This is a genomic window from Planococcus sp. ISL-109 (assembly GCF_018613655.1).
Taxonomy (GTDB): domain Bacteria; phylum Bacillota; class Bacilli; order Bacillales_A; family Planococcaceae; genus Planococcus.
In genome coordinates, this window is sequence record NZ_JAGGPW010000015.1 from 22,124 (window position 1) to 40,497 (window position 18,374).

14 protein-coding genes are annotated in these 18,374 nt (G+C 49.3%); 2 read left to right on the forward strand and 12 right to left on the reverse strand.

The genetic code is table 11. The features are described from left to right. Nucleotides 1-6: 6 nt before the first annotated feature. From J7E21_RS11460 to J7E21_RS11500, 9 genes are all read right to left on the reverse strand, one after another. Nucleotides 7-1,221 (reverse strand): M20 metallopeptidase family protein, encoded by a 1,215-nt coding sequence (locus J7E21_RS11460; RefSeq protein ID WP_215108017.1) that lies wholly within the window; start codon nt 1,219-1,221, stop codon nt 7-9. Nucleotides 1,222-1,242: 21 nt separating this feature from the next. Beyond that, nucleotides 1,243-2,442 carry a cystathionine gamma-synthase family protein gene (locus tag J7E21_RS11465; RefSeq protein WP_215107781.1) on the reverse strand — a complete coding sequence of 400 codons (1,200 nt, stop codon included), beginning with the start codon at nt 2,440-2,442 and terminating at the stop codon, nt 1,243-1,245. 71 nt (nt 2,443-2,513) lie between these two features. Beyond that, nucleotides 2,514-3,710, reverse strand: coding sequence for a M24 family metallopeptidase (locus J7E21_RS11470; RefSeq protein WP_215107783.1), 1,197 nt, complete (start codon nt 3,708-3,710; stop codon nt 2,514-2,516). A 178-nt stretch (nt 3,711-3,888) separates the two neighbouring features. Beyond that, a complete protein-coding gene (locus J7E21_RS11475) occupies nt 3,889-5,592 on the reverse strand; it encodes a PucR family transcriptional regulator (protein WP_215107786.1) in 1,704 nt (567 codons plus the stop codon). Between the two features lie 84 nt (nt 5,593-5,676). After that, the gene (locus tag J7E21_RS11480) at nt 5,677-6,345 is read right to left on the reverse strand and encodes a GNAT family N-acetyltransferase (RefSeq protein ID WP_215107788.1); all 669 of its coding nucleotides are present in this window, start codon (nt 6,343-6,345) and stop codon (nt 5,677-5,679) included. Between the two features lie 354 nt (nt 6,346-6,699). Then, nucleotides 6,700-7,932, reverse strand: a complete 1,233-nt coding sequence (locus J7E21_RS11485) for a helix-turn-helix domain-containing protein (RefSeq protein WP_215107790.1) — start codon at nt 7,930-7,932, stop codon at nt 6,700-6,702. A gap of 90 nt (nt 7,933-8,022) precedes the next feature. Next, on the reverse strand, nt 8,023-9,276 hold the full coding sequence (locus J7E21_RS11490; RefSeq protein ID WP_215107792.1) for a S8 family peptidase: 1,254 nt from the start codon (nt 9,274-9,276) through the stop codon (nt 8,023-8,025). A 257-nt stretch (nt 9,277-9,533) separates the two neighbouring features. After that, complete coding sequence (locus J7E21_RS11495; protein ID WP_251047966.1) at nt 9,534-11,159, reverse strand: glycoside hydrolase family 13 protein; 1,626 nt, start codon at nt 11,157-11,159, stop codon at nt 9,534-9,536. Between the two features lie 144 nt (nt 11,160-11,303). After that, the gene (locus J7E21_RS11500; protein WP_215107793.1) at nt 11,304-13,325 is read right to left on the reverse strand and encodes a penicillin-binding transpeptidase domain-containing protein; all 2,022 of its coding nucleotides are present in this window, start codon (nt 13,323-13,325) and stop codon (nt 11,304-11,306) included. Between the two features lie 230 nt (nt 13,326-13,555). Here J7E21_RS11500 and J7E21_RS11505 point away from each other — a divergent pair, with 230 nt between their 5' ends. After that, nucleotides 13,556-14,842, forward strand: a complete 1,287-nt coding sequence (locus J7E21_RS11505; RefSeq protein ID WP_483313494.1) for a glucose-6-phosphate isomerase — start codon at nt 13,556-13,558, stop codon at nt 14,840-14,842. 100 nt (nt 14,843-14,942) lie between these two features. Here the strand turns inward: J7E21_RS11505 and J7E21_RS16435 are convergent, their stop codons facing one another. From J7E21_RS16435 to J7E21_RS11515, 3 genes are read right to left on the reverse strand one after another with little or no spacing between them, the layout of a single operon-like run. After that, nucleotides 14,943-15,074 (reverse strand): hypothetical protein, encoded by a 132-nt coding sequence (locus J7E21_RS16435; protein WP_285228748.1) that lies wholly within the window; start codon nt 15,072-15,074, stop codon nt 14,943-14,945. A gap of 20 nt (nt 15,075-15,094) precedes the next feature. After that, the gene (locus tag J7E21_RS11510) at nt 15,095-15,967 is read right to left on the reverse strand and encodes an ROK family protein (RefSeq protein ID WP_215107797.1); all 873 of its coding nucleotides are present in this window, start codon (nt 15,965-15,967) and stop codon (nt 15,095-15,097) included. Between the two features lie 22 nt (nt 15,968-15,989). After that, nucleotides 15,990-17,609, reverse strand: coding sequence for a glycoside hydrolase family 13 protein (locus J7E21_RS11515; RefSeq protein WP_215107799.1), 1,620 nt, complete (start codon nt 17,607-17,609; stop codon nt 15,990-15,992). 162 nt (nt 17,610-17,771) lie between these two features. On the opposite strand from J7E21_RS11515, the gene J7E21_RS11520 reads away from it, so the two are divergent. Next, nucleotides 17,772-18,356, forward strand: coding sequence for a biotin transporter BioY (locus J7E21_RS11520; RefSeq protein ID WP_215107801.1), 585 nt, complete (start codon nt 17,772-17,774; stop codon nt 18,354-18,356). Nucleotides 18,357-18,374 lie beyond the last annotated feature (18 nt).

The following is an 18,374-nucleotide window of genomic DNA, read 5'->3' on the forward strand; positions in this document are numbered from 1 at the left end:
CTCCTCTTATCCGTCCTGTTCCGTCCCTTTTGCCAAAAAATCGATCGCCGTATTCGCCAAAATTGCAGCGCCTAGCGGCAAACTTTTCTCATCGATATTGAAATGCGCCGTATGCAAATCCCGCTCGACTCCGTCATCTAAGGCACAGCCGAGAAAAAACATTGCACCGGAAATCTGCTGCGTCACATAGCCGAAGTCTTCGCCACCCATACCGAACGCTTGATCGACCAACCGGACAGACGGATCCGTTTTTTTGATCGCTCTTGCGATTCTTGCGTTTACTCGTTTGTCGTTGACGAGTGCCGGCTCTCCGCGCTGATAGCGGAACGAATAATCACCGCCAAGCTGTTCTGCGAGCGAAAATGCATTTTCGATTTCTTTCTCGAGCAAATCCCGTGTGCTGCCCGAATAACTCCTGACCGTGCCTTCAACTGCGACTTCATGCGGAATGATATTGCTCGCAGTTCCTGCATGGATCTGTCCGACACTGACGACAGCTGGTTCGAGCGCCGGCACTTTTCTCGGAACGATGCCATGGAGTGCTTGCAAGATTATGCCGAGCATCCACGTCGGATCGCTGACAAGTTCCGGATAAGCACCGTGGCCGCCTGTTCCAAGGATTTTGGCATGGAAGACATCGACATTCGCCATGCTGATGCCGTCAGACAACTGGACCGCCCCAACGGATAGCCACGGACACATATGAAGTGCGATCGCGAGTTCCACTCCTTCATACGCGCCTGCCCGGAGCATATAAGGGGATCCTGATAAGGAATCTTCATCGATCGCTTCTTCCGCTGGCTGGAATATGAACTTCACCGTTCCACGCAAGTGCTTATTCCTGAAATGCTCCGCTATCAGGCTCGCAGCCCCAAGTAAAATGGCGGCATGCGCATCATGTCCACAAGCATGCATGACCCCTTGATTCTTTGATCGATAATCGCATTCGTTCGCTTCCTCAATCGGCAAGGCGTCGATATCCGCGCGCAGCGCAATAATCGGTGCTTCCCCTGTTCCGAGTGTCGCGATGACGCTCGTCTGGAGCCCTCTGCCCCGTTCAACTGTGACCCCTTCAATCGCCTCCAACACAGAAGCGATAAAACGTGCCGTTTCGAATTCCAGAAAGCTGAGTTCCGGGAACTGATGCAATGTCCGCCGCCAGTCACTCAGTTTTCCGGCCATTTTTTCCGCTTGTTCAAGCAGTTCGCCTTTCTCCTGCATTTTGTTCACCTGGCTTTCCGCTTAGACGTTCATCACCGTCTTGACGTGCTGGAACGCTTGCTCGAAATCAGCGAGAATATCCTCAATTTCTTCAATGCCGCAAGACACGCGGATCAAGCCTTCTGGAATGCCCATCGCCGCGCGCTCTTCCGGTGTACATTCGACATGACTCGTCGTGCGCGCCGGTCCGACTGTCGTTTCGACAGAACCCAAGTTTGCTGCGCGGTTCGCGTATTCGAGTTTCGGCAACAGGTCGCGTACCGTGTCGACGCCGCCTTTGACCGAAAAGCTCAACATGCCCCCGAAGCCTTTCATTTGGCGTTTCGCGATATCGTGGTTCGGATGGGTTTCAAGCCCTGGATAAAAGACGTCTTCAACGATGTCTTTCGTCTGCAAGTATTGTGCGAGTGCCATGGCGTTTTTGCTTTGCTCGCGTACGCGCAGATGCAAAGTTTTCATGCCGCGCAACAGCAGATATGCCGCCATCGGATCCATCGTCGCGCCGTTGATTTCACGGTAATGATACACTTGCTCGACCAATTCCTTGGAGCCGACCAAGACACCGCCAAGCGCGTCCGCATGTCCTCCGAGGAATTTCGTCGCACTGTGCAAGACGAGGTCGACGCCGTCTTCGAGCGGGTTCTGGTTGATCGGCGTGCCGAACGTGTTGTCGATGATGACGAGTGCACCGGCTTTGTGCCCAGCTTTCGCCATGCGCGCGATATCGGTGATTTTCACCGTGGGGTTAGTCGGCGTCTCCAAGTAAAGGATTTTGCAGCCTTTTTCGAGTTCCGCTTCGATCGCTTCGTGGTCGCCTGTATCGACCAGCGCCACATCAATCTGCTGGCGCGGCAGGAATTCGGTGAAAATTTTATTCGTGCCGCCATACGTATCTTTGATCGACACGATTCGGTCACCCGGAACGAGGAAGGTTGCGAGCGTATTGCTGATTGCCGCCATGCCAGTCGAGAAGCTGGTCGCTGCTTCAGCGCCTTCGAGTAATTTCACTTTGTCTTCAAATGCCTGGACGGTCGGGTTCGTGTTGCGCCCGTAAATATGCCCCTTCTTTTTGCCGATCGCGACATCGTACCATTCGTCCATATCGTCATACGTATACGCGACGCTCAGCACAACTGGCACTTGCGAAGCCCCGTGTACAAGATATTCTTTTTCGCCGCCCCATACGGCTTGTGTTGCTTGATGGATTTTTTTGTTTGTCATAAACTCACTCCTCAGTTTTTTTAATGCTCTTATGGCATTGTTTGAATGCTTATTGCTCTTTTAACTATTGATTATGCGCCGCCTTGATAGCCGATCAAATGCCCTTTCGTAAACAAGCCCCTTGGCATGTTCGCCAGCGTTTCGCACCCGCTTTCTGTCACGCGGAAAGTTTCGCTCACTTCAAAGCCCGAGTGTTCGAACCACATCGCTGGAATCATATGAAACGCCATATTCGGCTCGAGCACAGTGCGGTCGCCTTTACGGATGCTCGCCGTATGTTCACCCCAATCCGGCGGGTAATTCAAGCCGACCGAGTATCCGATGCGCGCTTCTTTTTCGAAGCCATAGCGGGCGATCGTTTTGGTCCACGTGTCGCACACTTCTTCCAAGTATATGCCCGGTTTGATCATCGCCAGGCATTCATTGATTCCTTCTGTCGTCACTTCAGCGAGGTGCTGCAGGTCTGCGTCCGGAGTTCCGATAAAAACAGTGCGGGCAAGCGGGGAATGATAACGCTTATAGCAGCCGGATATCTCCAACGTCACTGACTCCCCTTGTTTGTAACGCTTATCGGTCCATGTCAGATGGGGAGCTGCCGTCCGTTCGCCCGTAGGCAACAGCGGCATGATCGCCGGATAATCGCCGCCGTGTTCTTTTGTGCCCCTCACCTGCACCTCCAGGATCCGTGCCGCGACATCGCATTCCCGCACGCCTTCCCCAATCATTTCCATGCCCGCCGCCATCGCTTTTTCCGAAAAGCGCGCTGCACGTTTCATGTAAATGATTTCGGTGTCGGATTTCACGAGCCTCACCCAGTTCACCAACGAAGTGGCATCGTGGAAACAGGCGTTCGGCAATCCTTTTTGCAGACTTGCAAAGCATTTGGCGGTAAAGTAATAATTTTCCATTTCAACGCCGATTGAGCGCCGATCCTGCCCAATTTGCGTCAAAATCTCTGCCACGAAATCCATCGGGTGGCGCAATTCTGTTTGGACATAGATTTCGGGGTACGCAATGATATTGTCGTGGTAAAGCCAGGTGGTGATTTTCGCTCCGTTCGCATCCATAATACGGCCAACCCATAATGGTTGATCTTCATCCTCAATGACGATGAGCATCTGATGGACATAAAACGACCAAGCATCGTAGCCCGACAGATAATTCATATTTGCAGGGTCAGTGATGAGCAAAACTTCAATGCCTTTTTCCGCCATCCGCTGCTTCGTTTTCCGGATACGCCCCTGATATTCTGCAGTTCCAAACGACATGGGGAATCCCCTCCTTCTTGTACACGAATAAAGTCGAAATAATCAATTTATTCACTGTGTATCCACTATAATTGCTTATTGCCTTTTTAAGCATCCGTCACATTGTATGAAAATGCGCTTAACTCTTCAGTCAATTTTTTCAACACGAAAAAAAGCCTCCCCGGTGGAAGACTTTGGCTTATAATTCGTTTTCTTCTGTAGCATGGATGCGATATGTTCTGACGCATAATTCCAGCAGGAACAAATCATCCGGATCGACGAGCGACAATCCCGTCAAGGCCTCGATTTTGCGAAGGCGGTAAAGCAAAGATTGACGGTGGAGATTCAATGCACGGGCCGTTTGGCTGACATTGCCCTGGTAATGATTATAAGCCGAGAAAGTGCCGATCAAATCCATTTGCCGTTGCCGGTCATAGTCGACAAGCGGTTGGATGGTGGACAAGATGACATCCTTCATCCCTTCTGTTTTCGCCAATTGTAAAAGCAAACGGTCTGCACTGGTATCCCGGTAATCCGTGCGGTGGCCCGCCCCTTTTTTCATTCGGCCGATCTCCAGCGCTGTCAGGGCATGTTGGAAGCTTTCGTTGAATCCTTCAAAGCCTTCAGAAAAATCGCCGATGCCCCAGGAAATGACCACTTCCGGCAATAGATTTCCTAAGCGTCTTTCGATCAAGTCAAGAAAATTGATTTGGTTTTCCTGCTCGCTTTCTGGTGGTTTCTCCAAAAAGATGATCAAGCGCCCATTCGCAAAACTCATCATGATCGTGCGCTTCATGGCATGCGCAGCGTAATATATCTCTTCTTCTATATAAGCGATCATGCTTTTCGACCAATCCGTGTAGGAGTTGTCGCCCGGCGCCCGCTTTTCAAATAATTCACGGAAATTTTCGGGATAGCCCGCTAAGCTGACATATGCAAGGTCCAGGTCGTAGCCGAGTGCACGAGCACGCGAGGCCGCCTGCTCTTTCGAAGAGAATTCGCCATGCGCCAGTTCGCGCACAAAATCCATGCGCAGCGCCGCTTTCGTTTCTTCCACTGCATTCTGCCGGGACAGCCATAAAGAAATCGTTGTTGAAGCGTGCTCGAGCACATGGACCATAAAGACATCGAGCCGCTCTTTTGCCGAAGCTTCCGGCAATTCGACAAACAAATAGCCTTGGGGTTCTTCCGACACTCGCAATACCGGCACTTGGACGAGCTTTCGGCCAGCCATTTCCCCAGTCCGGAATTTTTGGACCATCGGGTCGCGGTTCGACTTGGAACTCGCTTCCCGGATTGGAAATGTTCCCGCTTCGACAAGCTCTTCCCACGCTCCGATTTTTGCATGGGAAAATCCAGCCCCTGCTTGAATCACACCATGGGAGTCTGTGATAAGCAACGCACTTCCCAGCTCGCGCCGGATATAGGCAGCGATTTTCCCCAGCTCTGCATCCGCCAAAATAAGCTTCAACAAGTCTTGCTGCACTTGTTCCGAGCGCTGCCGCTCCTGCTGGTGCAAATCGTTCAAATTGATCATCACTTCTTCAATGATCGTCGAAAAGCGCAGCTCCCACGGCAATTCGACGATCAAAAAATCATGTTCTTTAGCAAGTGCCATAATTTCTTTAGGAATTTCGTAGACGTGCCGCCCCATCGCGATCATTAGTGCTGCTGCACCTGAATCGATGATATCCTTTACGAATCCACGAAAGGTCTCCAAATCATTTTTGCACCCCATTGCAGTCGTCAATACAAGTTCATTGCGGCGCACAAAATTTTCCACCGGCATCTCCATTACCGATACCCAGTGTACCGGGCGGGATTTTGCATAGTCCTTTGCGGTGCAAACTATCGCCCCGTCAAGCAATTCATAATCCAAGACATCTTGCACGGTCAGTTGCATATGATCTCCTCCGCGCCTAGTTCGTTTCTGCAAGTATAGCAAAATCATGCGGTCCAAAAAAGAAAATGGCCGAATAATCAGAACTTATTTTTTATGAAACGGATTTTGCCATTCCATCAATAAAGCATAATTATGTGATTCCCCGTCATCCAAGTAATCCGGCACGACCGACACCGGCATGCGGCCGCAGCTCAGCAAGAAGCCGATGACCGGATCACGCAAGTCACCGCCCAGCACTTTCTCGCTGTATTCTTCCGCAGTCAGTTCCTTTGCATACAAGTGATAGCCCGGCATCCGCCCGCCGCCGATTAGCCGCTCCAGACCGTCCACAACCACCCGTTCATACATCGCTTCCATCAGCAGCCGTCCGAGTTTGAGTTTGCGGAACTTCGGCTTGATGCCAATGTCGACCACGTACAGCGAATCCCCATCCGGGTCATGTGTGCGGATAGATCCTTCACCGGTCACTTCTTCCCATGTATGCTCGGGATGAGCAGGATCGAAATTCGTCAACATCCCAGTCATCGAACCGACAATTTCACTATCGATTTCCACGCAAATCGCTCCTTGCGGATAAAGCGTGATGTGATTTCGGAGCTGCTGTTCGTTCCATAACAAGTCCGGTGGAAACGGCGGCGGAAAGCTCTCGCGCTGCACTTCGATCAAGCCAGCGAAGTCTTCTTCCGTGTACGTCCGTATCGTCACCAATACCGGACATCCGTCCCTGAATACATATTGCTGCTTTTTATACATCGCCACCCCTCCTTCTTTCTACTTACTAGTCTACCCAACTGAGGGGTCAGTATACAAAAGAAGCGACAGCAGATTCTTTTCATTTATTAACTGATGAGTTACAAACTACAGAGCCACATGAAATCATTCGTTAGAAATGGGAAAAGAGATCTGTTTTCACAAAGAAAAACCTGCCAAGGAGGCAGGTTTTTCCATTATCACCTTATTATTAAAGCGGAGGCAACACTTGTGGACCGTTGATTGTAACGGTACCTTGTGTGGTTTCTGTAGCCGCTATTACTTGCGGCAATCCAACCGTGACTGCAAGGAGCATAGCCAATAGAGCCCCCATTACCGCTTTCTTTTTATCCATGTCTATTCACCACCATTTTCTATGAATTGGGTTTGGTAATAATAGGCCTTCTCCCAATCTTCCTCCTCTTTATAATGGAAGGCAAGATCTTCAGATAGCTGTCTCGTATCTTTAATATAACCATATTTTTTGAAAAATGGGAACATTTTATCTTCTTTATAGTTCAAAAGTTCCTGTTGGGAAAATTTCCGTTTCTCATAATAATCACTATAAATCTTAAAGTATTCCTCATCTTTCGGTGTTCCTGCCATGCGTAATTTTCCGGTCAACAGCTTTGTTTCCTCTTCACCCATCGGTTTGACCTCTAATAAATTCACGACTACCGCCTTGTACAAATAACTGCCTGGCTCTAGAGCCTCTTTCAGCTCTTCAAACCATTCTATTGCCTGGCTGTCCTGCTTTTGGCTTTTCAGCAGTTCGGCATAATTGTATAGAACCGTCTGATAAAGCTCATCCTGATGCGTCACCATTGCATTTCGCTTGATGACTTCGTATAGGCTTGCAGCTTGGGTAATTAAATTGCGCCTTGTGTAATTAATCGCCAGCAATAATTGCGCATGCAAAAGGCGGATATAATTGTGCTGCATCTGATATGCACGCACTGCAAGCTCCGCATAATATGCAGATAACTCTAAGCGGTCGAATAATAATAAAATACGTGCTTTTTGATAATAGAACTCACCTTCTAATTTTTGTGGAATGCTGTGAAACCCTTGATCTAATTCGTCCATTAAGGTCATAGCATCTTTATACTGGCCTAGAGAACTGAATTGGATTGCTTGAAAAAACTGGCTCATCCAAAGTTCAGGTGCTGTAAATGACGCCTTCAGCTTGTCGAGCATTTTTTGCTGCTCTTTTGCTTTATCATATTGCTTAGCGTGCAAATAATAGCGGAATTTATACAACTCATATTGAGTGACAAGGTCCGTAGATTGTAAATAACTATCCACTTTCGCGAGTTCTTGATACATTGATTGCAAATTGTCCAGATCATAATGAAGCGAACAGTCGATAAAGCGGCCCAATTGCTGTTCGAGCCTTTTTTGGTGCTCGAGTTCTTTTTTTAATTGCACACCCATTTTGGAAAGCAATGCTTCGTAAGTATCTTCATGGGGCGTGTACGTGTTGGATTCGATTTTACTGAGATGCGATACAGAACAGATGCCATCAGCGAGCTGTGACTGTGTTAAGTTGTGCTTGAGTCGATAGTATTTAATCACAGAACCGATGTTCATAAACTCACCTTTCTTTGGCAGAATATATAAATAATAACATATAAAAACAAGCCCAGCAGTAACTGCTGGGCTTGTTTTTTCGACTGAATTTTATTGTAGGCGGGAGAATCCAAAACCGGAAGCGGCATCGTCTCCATAACCTGCATAAAAGCCTGATAAGATGTCGTTATTATAAGCACGGTTTTGCAAGTCTCCGCGAATTTGCGTATGCGTCGCAGACGGGTTTGCTGCCCAAACTTTTGCTGCAAGGCCTGCTACGTGAGGGGATGCCATGGACGTTCCGCTGATTGTCGCGTAGCCTCCATCATACCAAGCCGAGTACACTGCCGCGCCTGGCGCTGAAACTTCGACATCAAATTTGCCGATGGAATAATCGCCAGCGTATTGTGTATACCCGCGGGATGAGAAATCCGCTACGCGGTGTGTGCCGTTTTGGATAACGTTTTCAAGCGCTGCAACCGCTACTGCATTTTGCAAAGCGCCAGGGAAACCGATTGTTCCAAGGTTGGGGCCAGAGTTACCGGCAGCTGCAATGATCAAGACGCCTTTTCCGTATGCATAGTTCACTGCATTGGTGATCAAGCTGCTTTCAGCTGAAGAGCCGAGAGACATATTGATGACAACTTTTGTGCGCAGTGCAGAAGCTTGGTCCGCTGCGTGGCGGATCGCTTGAGCGATGTCATCGGCAGAACCAGAACCGTTATCGCCCAATACTTTATATGCCCAAAGATCCGATTGCGGTGCTACGCCGTATAATCCGCCGTTGCCGTTAGCCAGTGCAGAACCTGCTACGTGCGTTCCGTGTCCTTGGCGGTCTGTGCATGTACCGTTGCGGACGTTAGTTCCGACTGTAAAATCTTTGCACTGCTCTACATTTGCCGCAAGATCCGGATGGCTTGTGTTGACGCCTGTGTCCAAAACGGCGATGTTAATACCAGCTCCGCCAGTCGTTTTGGTGATGGAGTTATTATTATAAATTGCTTTGATGCCCCAAGGAGTGGACTGGGACGCGGCCATTGTCTTATAGCGCGCCTGTGGTTCGATCGTCGTCGTTTCTACCGTGAACTCCGGAACTTTTTCGATGGAGACATTCTTATTTTTCTTCAGTGCTTCGTATTGCTTTTCCGTCATATTCGTTGTAAAGCCTTCACTATTGAAATCCCAGTGGACGCCGTAGCGGTCTTTCGCTTGATCTTGCTCTTTTTTGCCAGGCATGTCGACGAGCACGCGGATCTTCTCATTATTTTGTGTGCTTGGAGCTTCATTTGCGGAAACTCCCATTGCCGGTACGAGCATGGTTGCTGCGAGTAATGCTGTCGTAATGAACTTAGCCGATTTTTTCATCTTTCGAATCCCCTTTTCCGAATAGATTTTTTATGGCATCCGGTTCATAAGCGGCGTCCCGCTCATTGCCTTGCGTCTTTTGCCATAGTTTAAATCTAGCAGAGAAGGTTAGATTACGTAATTGGGAAAATACGCTTCACCAAAGGGTTCACAAACCATTAATAGGTCTATTTACGTAGGTCTATATGCTTTTTTACGCTTTTTGAGAACAGCCATCTTGTTTCTTACATGACAAAAAGCCGCTCAATAAGCGGCTTTCACTCCAAACGATATACCCTCGCTTCATATGGTTGTAATTTCCCGTCTACATGACTGTCGTAATTGGATAACAGCAATTCGCCTTCAACAGGGCTCCACCACGAACAGGTGTTATCATCCAGATGCGAAACGACCAGGAACCGTTCCTCGCCAAGCTCCCTCGTATAAGCATAGACGAATGGACATTCCAAAAATGTCAGATGTGTACTGCCATAGACGAGCGTTTTGTGCTGCTTGCGCAAGCGAATCATCTTCTTATAAAAAGACAAGACCGATTGTGTGTCTTTTTGCTGTGCTTCGACATTCAACCAGTTAAAATTCGGGTTGACTGGAATCCACGGCGTGCCAGTTGAAAAACCGGCATTTTTTTCGCCATTCCATTGCACTGGAGTTCTAGCATGGTCACGGCTGATTTTTTGGATGGTCGCCATCAAGTCCTTGTGGGGGACGCCTTTTTGGCGGTTATAGCGATACATGTTTTTCGTTTCGATATCCCGGTACATACTAATGTCATCGAATGGGGCGTTGGTCATACCGATTTCCTGGCCCTGGTAGATAAACGGCGTCCCTTGCATAAAGAAGTACATGCAGCCGAGCGCTGTGGCACTTTCCCACCAATGCTCCTGGTCATTTCCCCACGTGGACACGGTACGTGGCCGGTCATGATTTTCGAGATACAAGGAATTCCAGGCAATGCCGTGTGCACTTCGCTGCCAGCGATCGAGGATGATTCTTAAATCGTCGACATCGACCCCTCCCACGCTGTCTTCATCCCACGCTTCATCGTGCGCTTCCAAGTGGAAAATCATATTGAACTTGCCATCCGCTTCGCTGATCCATTCGCCGATTTCATGTGCCCTGATGCTATTTGCTTCGCCGACTGTGACTACATCATATTTCGAAAAAGTTTCTCGCCGCAATTCTGCAAGCAAGTCCTGGATGCCTTCCACATTCGTCATTTTCTCCAACGCCGGCACATAGTCCAACCCATCCGGATTCGGCATGTCGGTAAAATCTTTTTTCAAATGATTGATGGCGTCTACACGGAATCCATCAATGCCTTTATCCAGCCACCATAAAATCATATCGTACACCGCGCGCCGAAGTTCCGGGTTTTCCCAGTTTAAATCGACTTGGTTTTTCGTAAACAAATGAAAATAATATTGCTGCGTCTTCGGGTCGTACGTCCATGCCGGCCCGCCGAAAATGGCTTCCCAATTTGTCGGTTGATCGCGCCAAACATACCAATCGCGTTTCGGGTTGTCACGGGAAGACCTTGACTCACGAAACCACGGATGCTGGTCGCTTGTATGGTTCAACACCAAATCCATCATGATCTTCATGCCGCGTGCATGGATTTCTTCGAGCAGGCGGTCAAAATCTTCCATCGTGCCCATCTCATCCATTATGTCCTGATAATCACTGACGTCGTAGCCATTATCAACATTCGGCGATTTATACACCGGACATAGCCAAATCATATCAACACCAAGTTCCTGCAAATAATCGAGCTTTGCCCTTACACCGTTCAAATCTCCGACGCCATCGCCATTCGTATCAAAGAAACTGCGCGGGTAGATCTGATAGACAACCGCTTCTTTCCACCATGTGTTCTTCAAGCTCATCGCCCTCTTCCTGCTAATTCGGAATTGAAGTGCTCACAAAGGCCCCAAACAACTTTTCTTTCTTTACATTATACGCCCTTTTCCGCGAAATTCCTCTTCTCGAAAACAACAAAAACCGTCCGCTGTTAAAGCGGACGGTTTTCATCAATTATTCCGATAATACTGCTCCATGGCGCTGGCAGAAAACCCTGCGACATAATCACTGCCGCCATTTTCTTCGATCGATTCAATCATCATAGCCAAAATGAAATCCTGCTGCTCGGCGTGATAGGAAACGAAAAAGCCGTTTTCCTGCCCTTCTTCACCGAGCGCACCCTTAAGTTCTGCAGTTCCAGTTTTCCCGGCGATCGGCACCGCATCGATATCCGCCGACTGGGCATAGCCATCGGTGATCACATTGCGCATACTGTCGCGCAGCACTGTTGCATTAGCGTCGCTGATCAAGCCTTCTTTCCACACTGCGCCTTTTTCTTCATCGGCATAGAGGGTCGGCTCATAAATCGTGCCGCCGTTCAGAAAAGGTTCGTATGTCGAGGCGAGATGCAAAATATTGGCGAGCATTTGCCCTTGGCCAAATGAAGTATCAGCCAATTGCCCTTCCGATCCAAGGCTGCCGTCATTAGAGATTTGTGAGCTCTCCAGCGCAATCGCAAACGGCAATTCTTCCCCGAAACCATAGCTCGTCAAGCCATCGATCAAAGTGTCTGTCCCCATATCCAAAGCTTGCCTCGCAAAATAAATATTGTCCGAGTAAACGAGTGCACGGTTCAAATCAATCGGGTTCGGTGCTTCCGGGTGGAGGCGTGATACACGGTATGAACCCCAGGAACTGTCTTTTTGCCACGTCTGCCCGTTAATTTCCAACCCTTGTGCGGGGTCGAGCGTGCCTGCTTCCATGCCGATCGCCGCTGTGACCGGCTTGATCGTTGAGCCCGGTGCATAGCGCGCAGCGAAACGCGTAAACAATGGATTCAGTTGATCTTCCGACAGTTCCGTATAGCGCTCCCCGCTCATCCCAGCGATAAATTCGTTCGGGTCAAAACCTGGCGAACTGATGAGTGCCAATGTTTCCCCATTTTCCGGAGATACGGCGGCTGCCGTCCCCGGTTCGCCTTGCATCGAGTCGTAAACCGCAGTCTGCAGTTCCGCATCGATGGTCAGTTCAACATCTTCTCCCGCTGTCGGTTCCTGTTCTGCGAGCAGGACATTCCCTACTCCTTCCGCTTGCTTTTGAATCATCAGGCGCACGCCGTTGTCACCGTGCAAACGCTCTTCAAGCCGGCGCTCGATCCCTTGGCGACCAATCAAATCATTCGCCCCGTAGCCTTCGCTTTGCAGCTCTTCCAATTGTTCAGCTGTGATGGAACCGATATAGCCGGTCAAATGGCCGAATGCTTCGCCGTATGGATACTCGCGCATCGCCGTTTCACGGTAAGTGACTGCGTCACTTGCATCGACTTCAGCAATCAATTGTTCATCCGATTTTGCCGCTTTGGACAAAGGCACGAACTGATCCGGCTGAACCCAGCTTTGGCTCAAGCTTTCTTCAATCGACTCGACCGTCAATCCCAAAAGCTCAGCCGCTTCCTGAAGATTCCCTTCATCTTCCAGCCGCTCCGGGACAACGCCCAGTTCATAGCCGGTACCGTTGATTGCAAGACCACGGCCTTCACGGTCCAAGATTTCACCGCGCTCGGCCGCTTCTGTCCGCACCACAACTTCATCACCTTCTTCAAGTTCTTTGAAAATTAATGATGGATCCCAGTCGACAAACCAAGTTTCCCCACCTTCTTGCTCTTCATGAAGGAGTGAAATAGAATGGTCGAATTCGACAGGTCCCGCAAGCGTCTCCATTTTTACGTGAATCGGAAAGTCAGCCGGCTCCTCTTCGTCCCACTCGGGATCTTCTCCTGCTGCTGTAAAGCTGACTTCGAGATTCTCAATGTTTAAATCTTCCACCAACTGCTGCTGGCGTTCAACAAAAATTTCTGCCGGAAATGCCTCCCGGGAGCCTTGTGCCAAGAACTCTCCGTACATGACAGTGAAATCTTGCTCATTCCAATGCCCGATATATTCATTCAACCGATCTTCTGGCGACGGCTGCGGCTGGCATCCTGCCATAAATAGCACGCCTGCACCGATAGCCATTCCTATGTATAGTTTCATCCAATAACCTCCAGTTATTTTCTTTATTCCGATTTTATAGCCAGTAACATTGGTTTTAACTAATATTCAGCGAAGGATGATCCCACTAATTGAAGTTCCCCTCTATTTTACCAATAAGTGGCAGCGAAGCAAAACCAAATTCCTCCGTTTTAAAAATAGAGCACTTTTTCCCTTCTCGCCCCTCTTCCTTCATCGCTTTATGGTAAAATCAGTAACAAAAGAATAGGAGGGTGCTTATGGTTAAGTTAACGTATTCTGAAGCCATCGAATCTGCGATGGATCTCAACATGAAAACACGCTTGCAGCAAATCCAGGACGATTTGTATGCCAAAAAAGGAGCCGGCTCGGACTTTCTCGGATGGCTCGACTGGCCGTCTTCGGTGTCGGATGAATTCATCACACAAATCGAAGACACGGCGAAGCGCATCCGAAAACAAGCGGATGTGCTCGTCGTCATCGGAATCGGCGGTTCCTACCTCGGAGCGAAAGCGGTGTTGTCCTCGCTTGAGCCGTATTTCCCGCAAGAAGACAAGCTGGAAGTGCTGTTTGCGGGCCATCAAGTGAGCGGCGAATATCTGAAGCAATTGCTTGCTTACCTCGACGGCAAAGACGTTGTCGTCAACATCATTTCGAAATCGGGCAAAACGACAGAACCAGCGATCGCTTTCCGCTTTCTGAGCGATTACATGGAACAGCGCTACGGTGTCGGTGCTGCCGAACGCATTATTGTGACGACAGACGCAGAACAGGGAGCACTCCGTCAATTGGCCGAAACGAAAGGCTATGAGCGCTTTGTCGTGCCGGATGATGTCGGAGGACGCTATTCGGTATTCACTGCAGTCGGGCTTTTGCCGATTGCCGCTGCCGGACATTCGATCCGACAACTACTAGAAGGCGCGAAGGACGCGGAAACCGTTTACCAAGAAACGGCCATCGAGTCGAATACCGCAATCCAATATGCCGCAATCCGCCACCATCTGTATGTACAGGGCTATACGACAGAAGTGAGCGCCATTTTTGAGCCGAAGCTTTCCTTCGTTCAGGAATGGTGGAAGCAATTATTCGGCGAAAGCGAAGGAAAAGACGGCAAAGGCACTTTCCCGGCATCCGTCGTCTTTACGACGGACCTTCATTCGCTCGGCCAATTCATCCAAGACGGCCAGCGCAATTTGTTTGAAACCTTCCTGCTCGTAAAAGAAGCAAAAGAAGACTTGAAGATTTTCGAGACGCCAGAAGACGGCGATGAATTGAACTATATTGCCGGCTTGTCGTTACAGGAATTCAACCATATCGCCCATAAAGGCACAGCGAATGCCCATTTATCGGGCGGTGTGCCGCAGCTGAGCCTCACGATCGATCGCATCGATGAGCAACAGATCGGCCATTTGCTGTACTTCTACATGCTGAGCTGCGCCTATAGCGCTTATCTCCTCGGCATCAACCCGTTCGATCAGCCGGGCGTTGAAGAATATAAGAACAATATTTTCAAGCTTTTGAAAAAGCCTGGATTTGAATGAAAAAAGCTTTTCCCGACGAGCCTCTTGGCAGGTCGGGAAAAGCTTTTTTTGATTTTGATGAAAGTAACAGAGGAATAGCTGCCCCTGGTGTTTAATTCATTTAGTTGCGCAACTTGTAAACGCGTGCTTCATACGGTTTGAGCTGATGCATATCGCGGTCTTCGTAGTTGGCGAGCAATAGTTCGGCGCCTTCTGGTTCGAGCCATGCACAATCTATTTTTATAATTTTCAACTATTTTTTTCCGATCTTTTTTAACTGTCCAAAACGATCAACGCAGCCCCTAGCATACCGGCATCATTTTCGAATTGAGCCACTTCTACCGAGAGCGGATTTAACAGCACTTTCTCCAACTGGCGCTGCAATTCATCGAACCACGCCCCAGCTGACTCGGATACCCCGCCGCCGATGATGAGCATTTCCATATCGAAAATAGCTTGCAAGGTGCTGATGTAAATCGCCAAATCCTCTGCGAATTGTTCTACAAGCTCTCGCGCTTGTGCGTCTGATGCTGCTCGTTCGAACAGTTCCAGCGGCGCAAGTGACAGTCCGGCTTCTTTAATGCGCCGCTTGATCGCCGTTCCGGAAACATACTGCTCTGCACAGCCAAGCCGCCCGCACCCGCAGCGCGCTCCGTTCGGATATAATACCATATGGCCAAGCTCTGCCGCCCCGCCGTGTGGCCCCCCGCTGATCAGTTTGTTGTCCCAAATGATCCCGCCGCCGAGCCCGGTTCCGAGCGTGATGCAGACAACGCGTGAAAGGCCTTTTGCTGCACCGAACTTCACTTCCGCAAGAGCTGCGCAATTGGCGTCGTTCTCGACTTCCACGCGTTTCCCGGTCGCTTTCTCCAGCAGAGCTCTCACTTCTGTTCCCGTCCAGCCCGGAAGCATATCCCCCGCAAAGACGATGCGCCCGGCTTTGGAATCGACAAATCCGTGCGTGCCAATGCCGATTGCCGAAATGTCCCTGTGCTCTGCCAGAAACAACAGCACTTGCTTTTCCAAATGCGGATACAGCGGAAACTCTGTAGGAACTTGCCGCTCCGCCAGTATCTGTCCGTCTGCATCGATTACGCCCATGCGGATTTTCGTGCCGCCAATATCTACTCCGATTACTGTGTTCATCTATTCCATCCTCTCCTTTCCTTCACCCGTCCAGTCGTTCTATTTCTCGTATGCCGTCGTAAAAACACAAGGCTTCATATGGTCTAAGCAAGACGACATCCTGAATTTCCCCCGGCGGATAATTCCCGATCAACACGCGGCCTGTCGGCACAGGCAACTCGCGTGATGTTTCAGAGAAATTGCAGTAGACCGTCACCGTTTCATCCATCTTTTTGCGCATGTAAGCAAAGATTTCTTCATCTTCCCGATGCAATAGTTCAAAATCGCCTTCCGTCATGACCGCGAGTTCTTTTCGAAGCGCGATCAATCGCCGGTAATAGGAAAACACCGAATCCGGCTCGTGCCGTTTCTCCGCATGGATTTCCCGGTAATTCGGATTGACCGAAATCCACGGCTCCCCTATTGTGAAGCCGGCATTTTCCGATGTATCCCATTGCATTGGTGTTCTCGCATTGTCGCGGCTTTTCATGCGGATGGCATGCATCAATTGTTCATGGGGTACACCTTGGGCACGCTTTTCATTGTACATATTCAAAGTCTCGATGTCGCGGTAGTCATCGATCGACGAAAACGCCACATTGGTCATGCCGAGTTCTTCGCCCTGGTAAATATAAGGCGTCCCTTGCAGGAAATGCAGGCACGTGGCGAGCATCTTCGCCGATTCTTTCCGGTACTGTCCATCATTCCCGAAACGTGAGACAATCCTCGGTTGGTCGTGGTTGTTCCAATACAAGCTGTTCCAGCCGTCTTCAAACAGCGCCACTTGCCACTTTTCCAGATTTTCTTTCAAGTCGGTGAGACGCAGCGGCTGTAAATCCCATTTCCCGGACGGCCCCTGATCCAAATTCATATGTTCGAATGTGAAGATCATGTTCAGTTCTTTGCGGCCTTCCCCAGTGTAAAGTTTGGCGTCATCAGTCGTCGCCCCCGGCATTTCGCCCACCGTGACAATATCGTAATCGACGAGTACTTGACGGTTCATTTCCTGCAAAAACTCATGGACGCGCGGTCCGTTCAAAAAATGTGGCGTGCCATCGCCAGCGACACCGTCCGGGAATGCTTGATTTTTTGAAATCATATTGATGACGTCCATGCGGAAACCGTCGACACCTTTATCGAGCCACCAACGCATCATCCCATAAACTTCTTTTCGCAGCGCTTCATTTTCCCAGTTCAAGTCGGGCTGCTTTTTGGAGAACAAGTGAAGATAGTATTGCTGTCTCACTTCATCATACTCCCAGGCGGAGCCGCTGAAGAACGAGCGCCAATTGTTCGGCTCGTCTTTCCAAATATAATAGTCCGGATGTTCCGTGAACCACGCGTGCTCATCAGATGTATGATTGACGACGAGATCCATGACGAGCCGCATTCCGCGCTGATGTATTTCCGTAAGCAGCTGGTCGAAATCTTCCATCGTCCCGAACTCCTGCATGATTTTCTGGTAGTCGCGGATGTCATAGCCATTATCGTCGTTCGGTGAATCATACACCGGAGAAAGCCATAATACGTCGACACCGAGTTCTGCTAAATAATCGAGCTTGCTGATGATTCCCCGTAAATCGCCGATGCCGTCTCCGTTTGCATCCATGAAACTTCTCGGATAGATTTGGTACACGACCGCCTGCTTCCACCATTCCGTCATGGACTCGCCTTCTTTCTACTGTTATGCGTTTTTCTTTTCATCATACGGAATATTGGAAAAGAATCACAGGGTTTTTTGTGTTAACCTTTTTTAAAATAAGGTTGACTTAAAATAACCGATTTACTATACTCGATTTAGTACATAGTAAGTGGAGGGTAAATAATGACAACTTCAGTAACTAGATCCAGCAATCATTCCCGCACATTAACGCTCGTGCACATCGCCATGTTCTCAGCACTAATGGCCATCGGCGCCAATATTTCCGCATTTTTAGTCGTCGGCGGCGTACCGATTACGCTGCAAACATTCTTCGCAATACTCGCAGGCATCCTGCTCGGCAAACGGCTTGGTGCGGCTGCCATGATCGTCTATGCATTAGTCGGACTTGCCGGTGTTCCCGTGTTCGCACAATTCTCCGGCGGCATGGACACCTTGATTTCGCCGACATTCGGCTTTATCGTTTCATACATCTTTACCGCCTATGCAGCTGGTTGGATCGCCTCAAAAGTTCCTTCCAAAAAAGGCTTTATACTGGCTGCGCTTGTGGCCACCGCAATCAATTATTTATTCGGAACGAACTGGATGTATGCGGCTTATAAATTCTGGTTCGCTGCTCCAGACGGCTTTACTTACGGCATGGCATGGGCTTGGATGGCCGTGCCCCTGCCCAAAGACATCCTGCTTGCAGTCTTTGCGGGTTTGTTCGGGTATCGAATGCAGCCGATTATCCGGAAATACTTGCCTTAAAGGATAAAACCACTTGCC

Coding starts and splice junctions, on each gene's coding strand:
- J7E21_RS11460 (WP_215108017.1), bottom strand. CDS start 1,221: ATGCAGGAGAAAGGCGAACTGCTTGAACAAGCGGAAAAAATGGCCGGA.
- J7E21_RS11475 (WP_215107786.1), bottom strand. CDS start 5,592: ATGCAACTGACCGTGCAAGATGTCTTGGATTATGAATTGCTTGACGGG.
- J7E21_RS11490 (WP_215107792.1), bottom strand. CDS start 9,276: ATGAAAAAATCGGCTAAGTTCATTACGACAGCATTACTCGCAGCAACC.
- J7E21_RS11485 (WP_215107790.1), bottom strand. CDS start 7,932: ATGAACATCGGTTCTGTGATTAAATACTATCGACTCAAGCACAACTTA.
- J7E21_RS11470 (WP_215107783.1), bottom strand. CDS start 3,710: ATGTCGTTTGGAACTGCAGAATATCAGGGGCGTATCCGGAAAACGAAG.
- J7E21_RS11465 (WP_215107781.1), bottom strand. CDS start 2,442: ATGACAAACAAAAAAATCCATCAAGCAACACAAGCCGTATGGGGCGGC.
- J7E21_RS11480 (WP_215107788.1), bottom strand. CDS start 6,345: ATGTATAAAAAGCAGCAATATGTATTCAGGGACGGATGTCCGGTATTG.
- J7E21_RS11515 (WP_215107799.1), bottom strand. CDS start 17,609: ATGACGGAATGGTGGAAGCAGGCGGTCGTGTACCAAATCTATCCGAGA.
- J7E21_RS11500 (WP_215107793.1), bottom strand. CDS start 13,325: ATGAAACTATACATAGGAATGGCTATCGGTGCAGGCGTGCTATTTATG.
- J7E21_RS11495 (WP_251047966.1), bottom strand. CDS start 11,159: ATGAGCTTGAAGAACACATGGTGGAAAGAAGCGGTTGTCTATCAGATC.
- J7E21_RS11510 (WP_215107797.1), bottom strand. CDS start 15,967: ATGAACACAGTAATCGGAGTAGATATTGGCGGCACGAAAATCCGCATG.
- J7E21_RS11520 (WP_215107801.1), top strand. CDS start 17,772: ATGACAACTTCAGTAACTAGATCCAGCAATCATTCCCGCACATTAACG.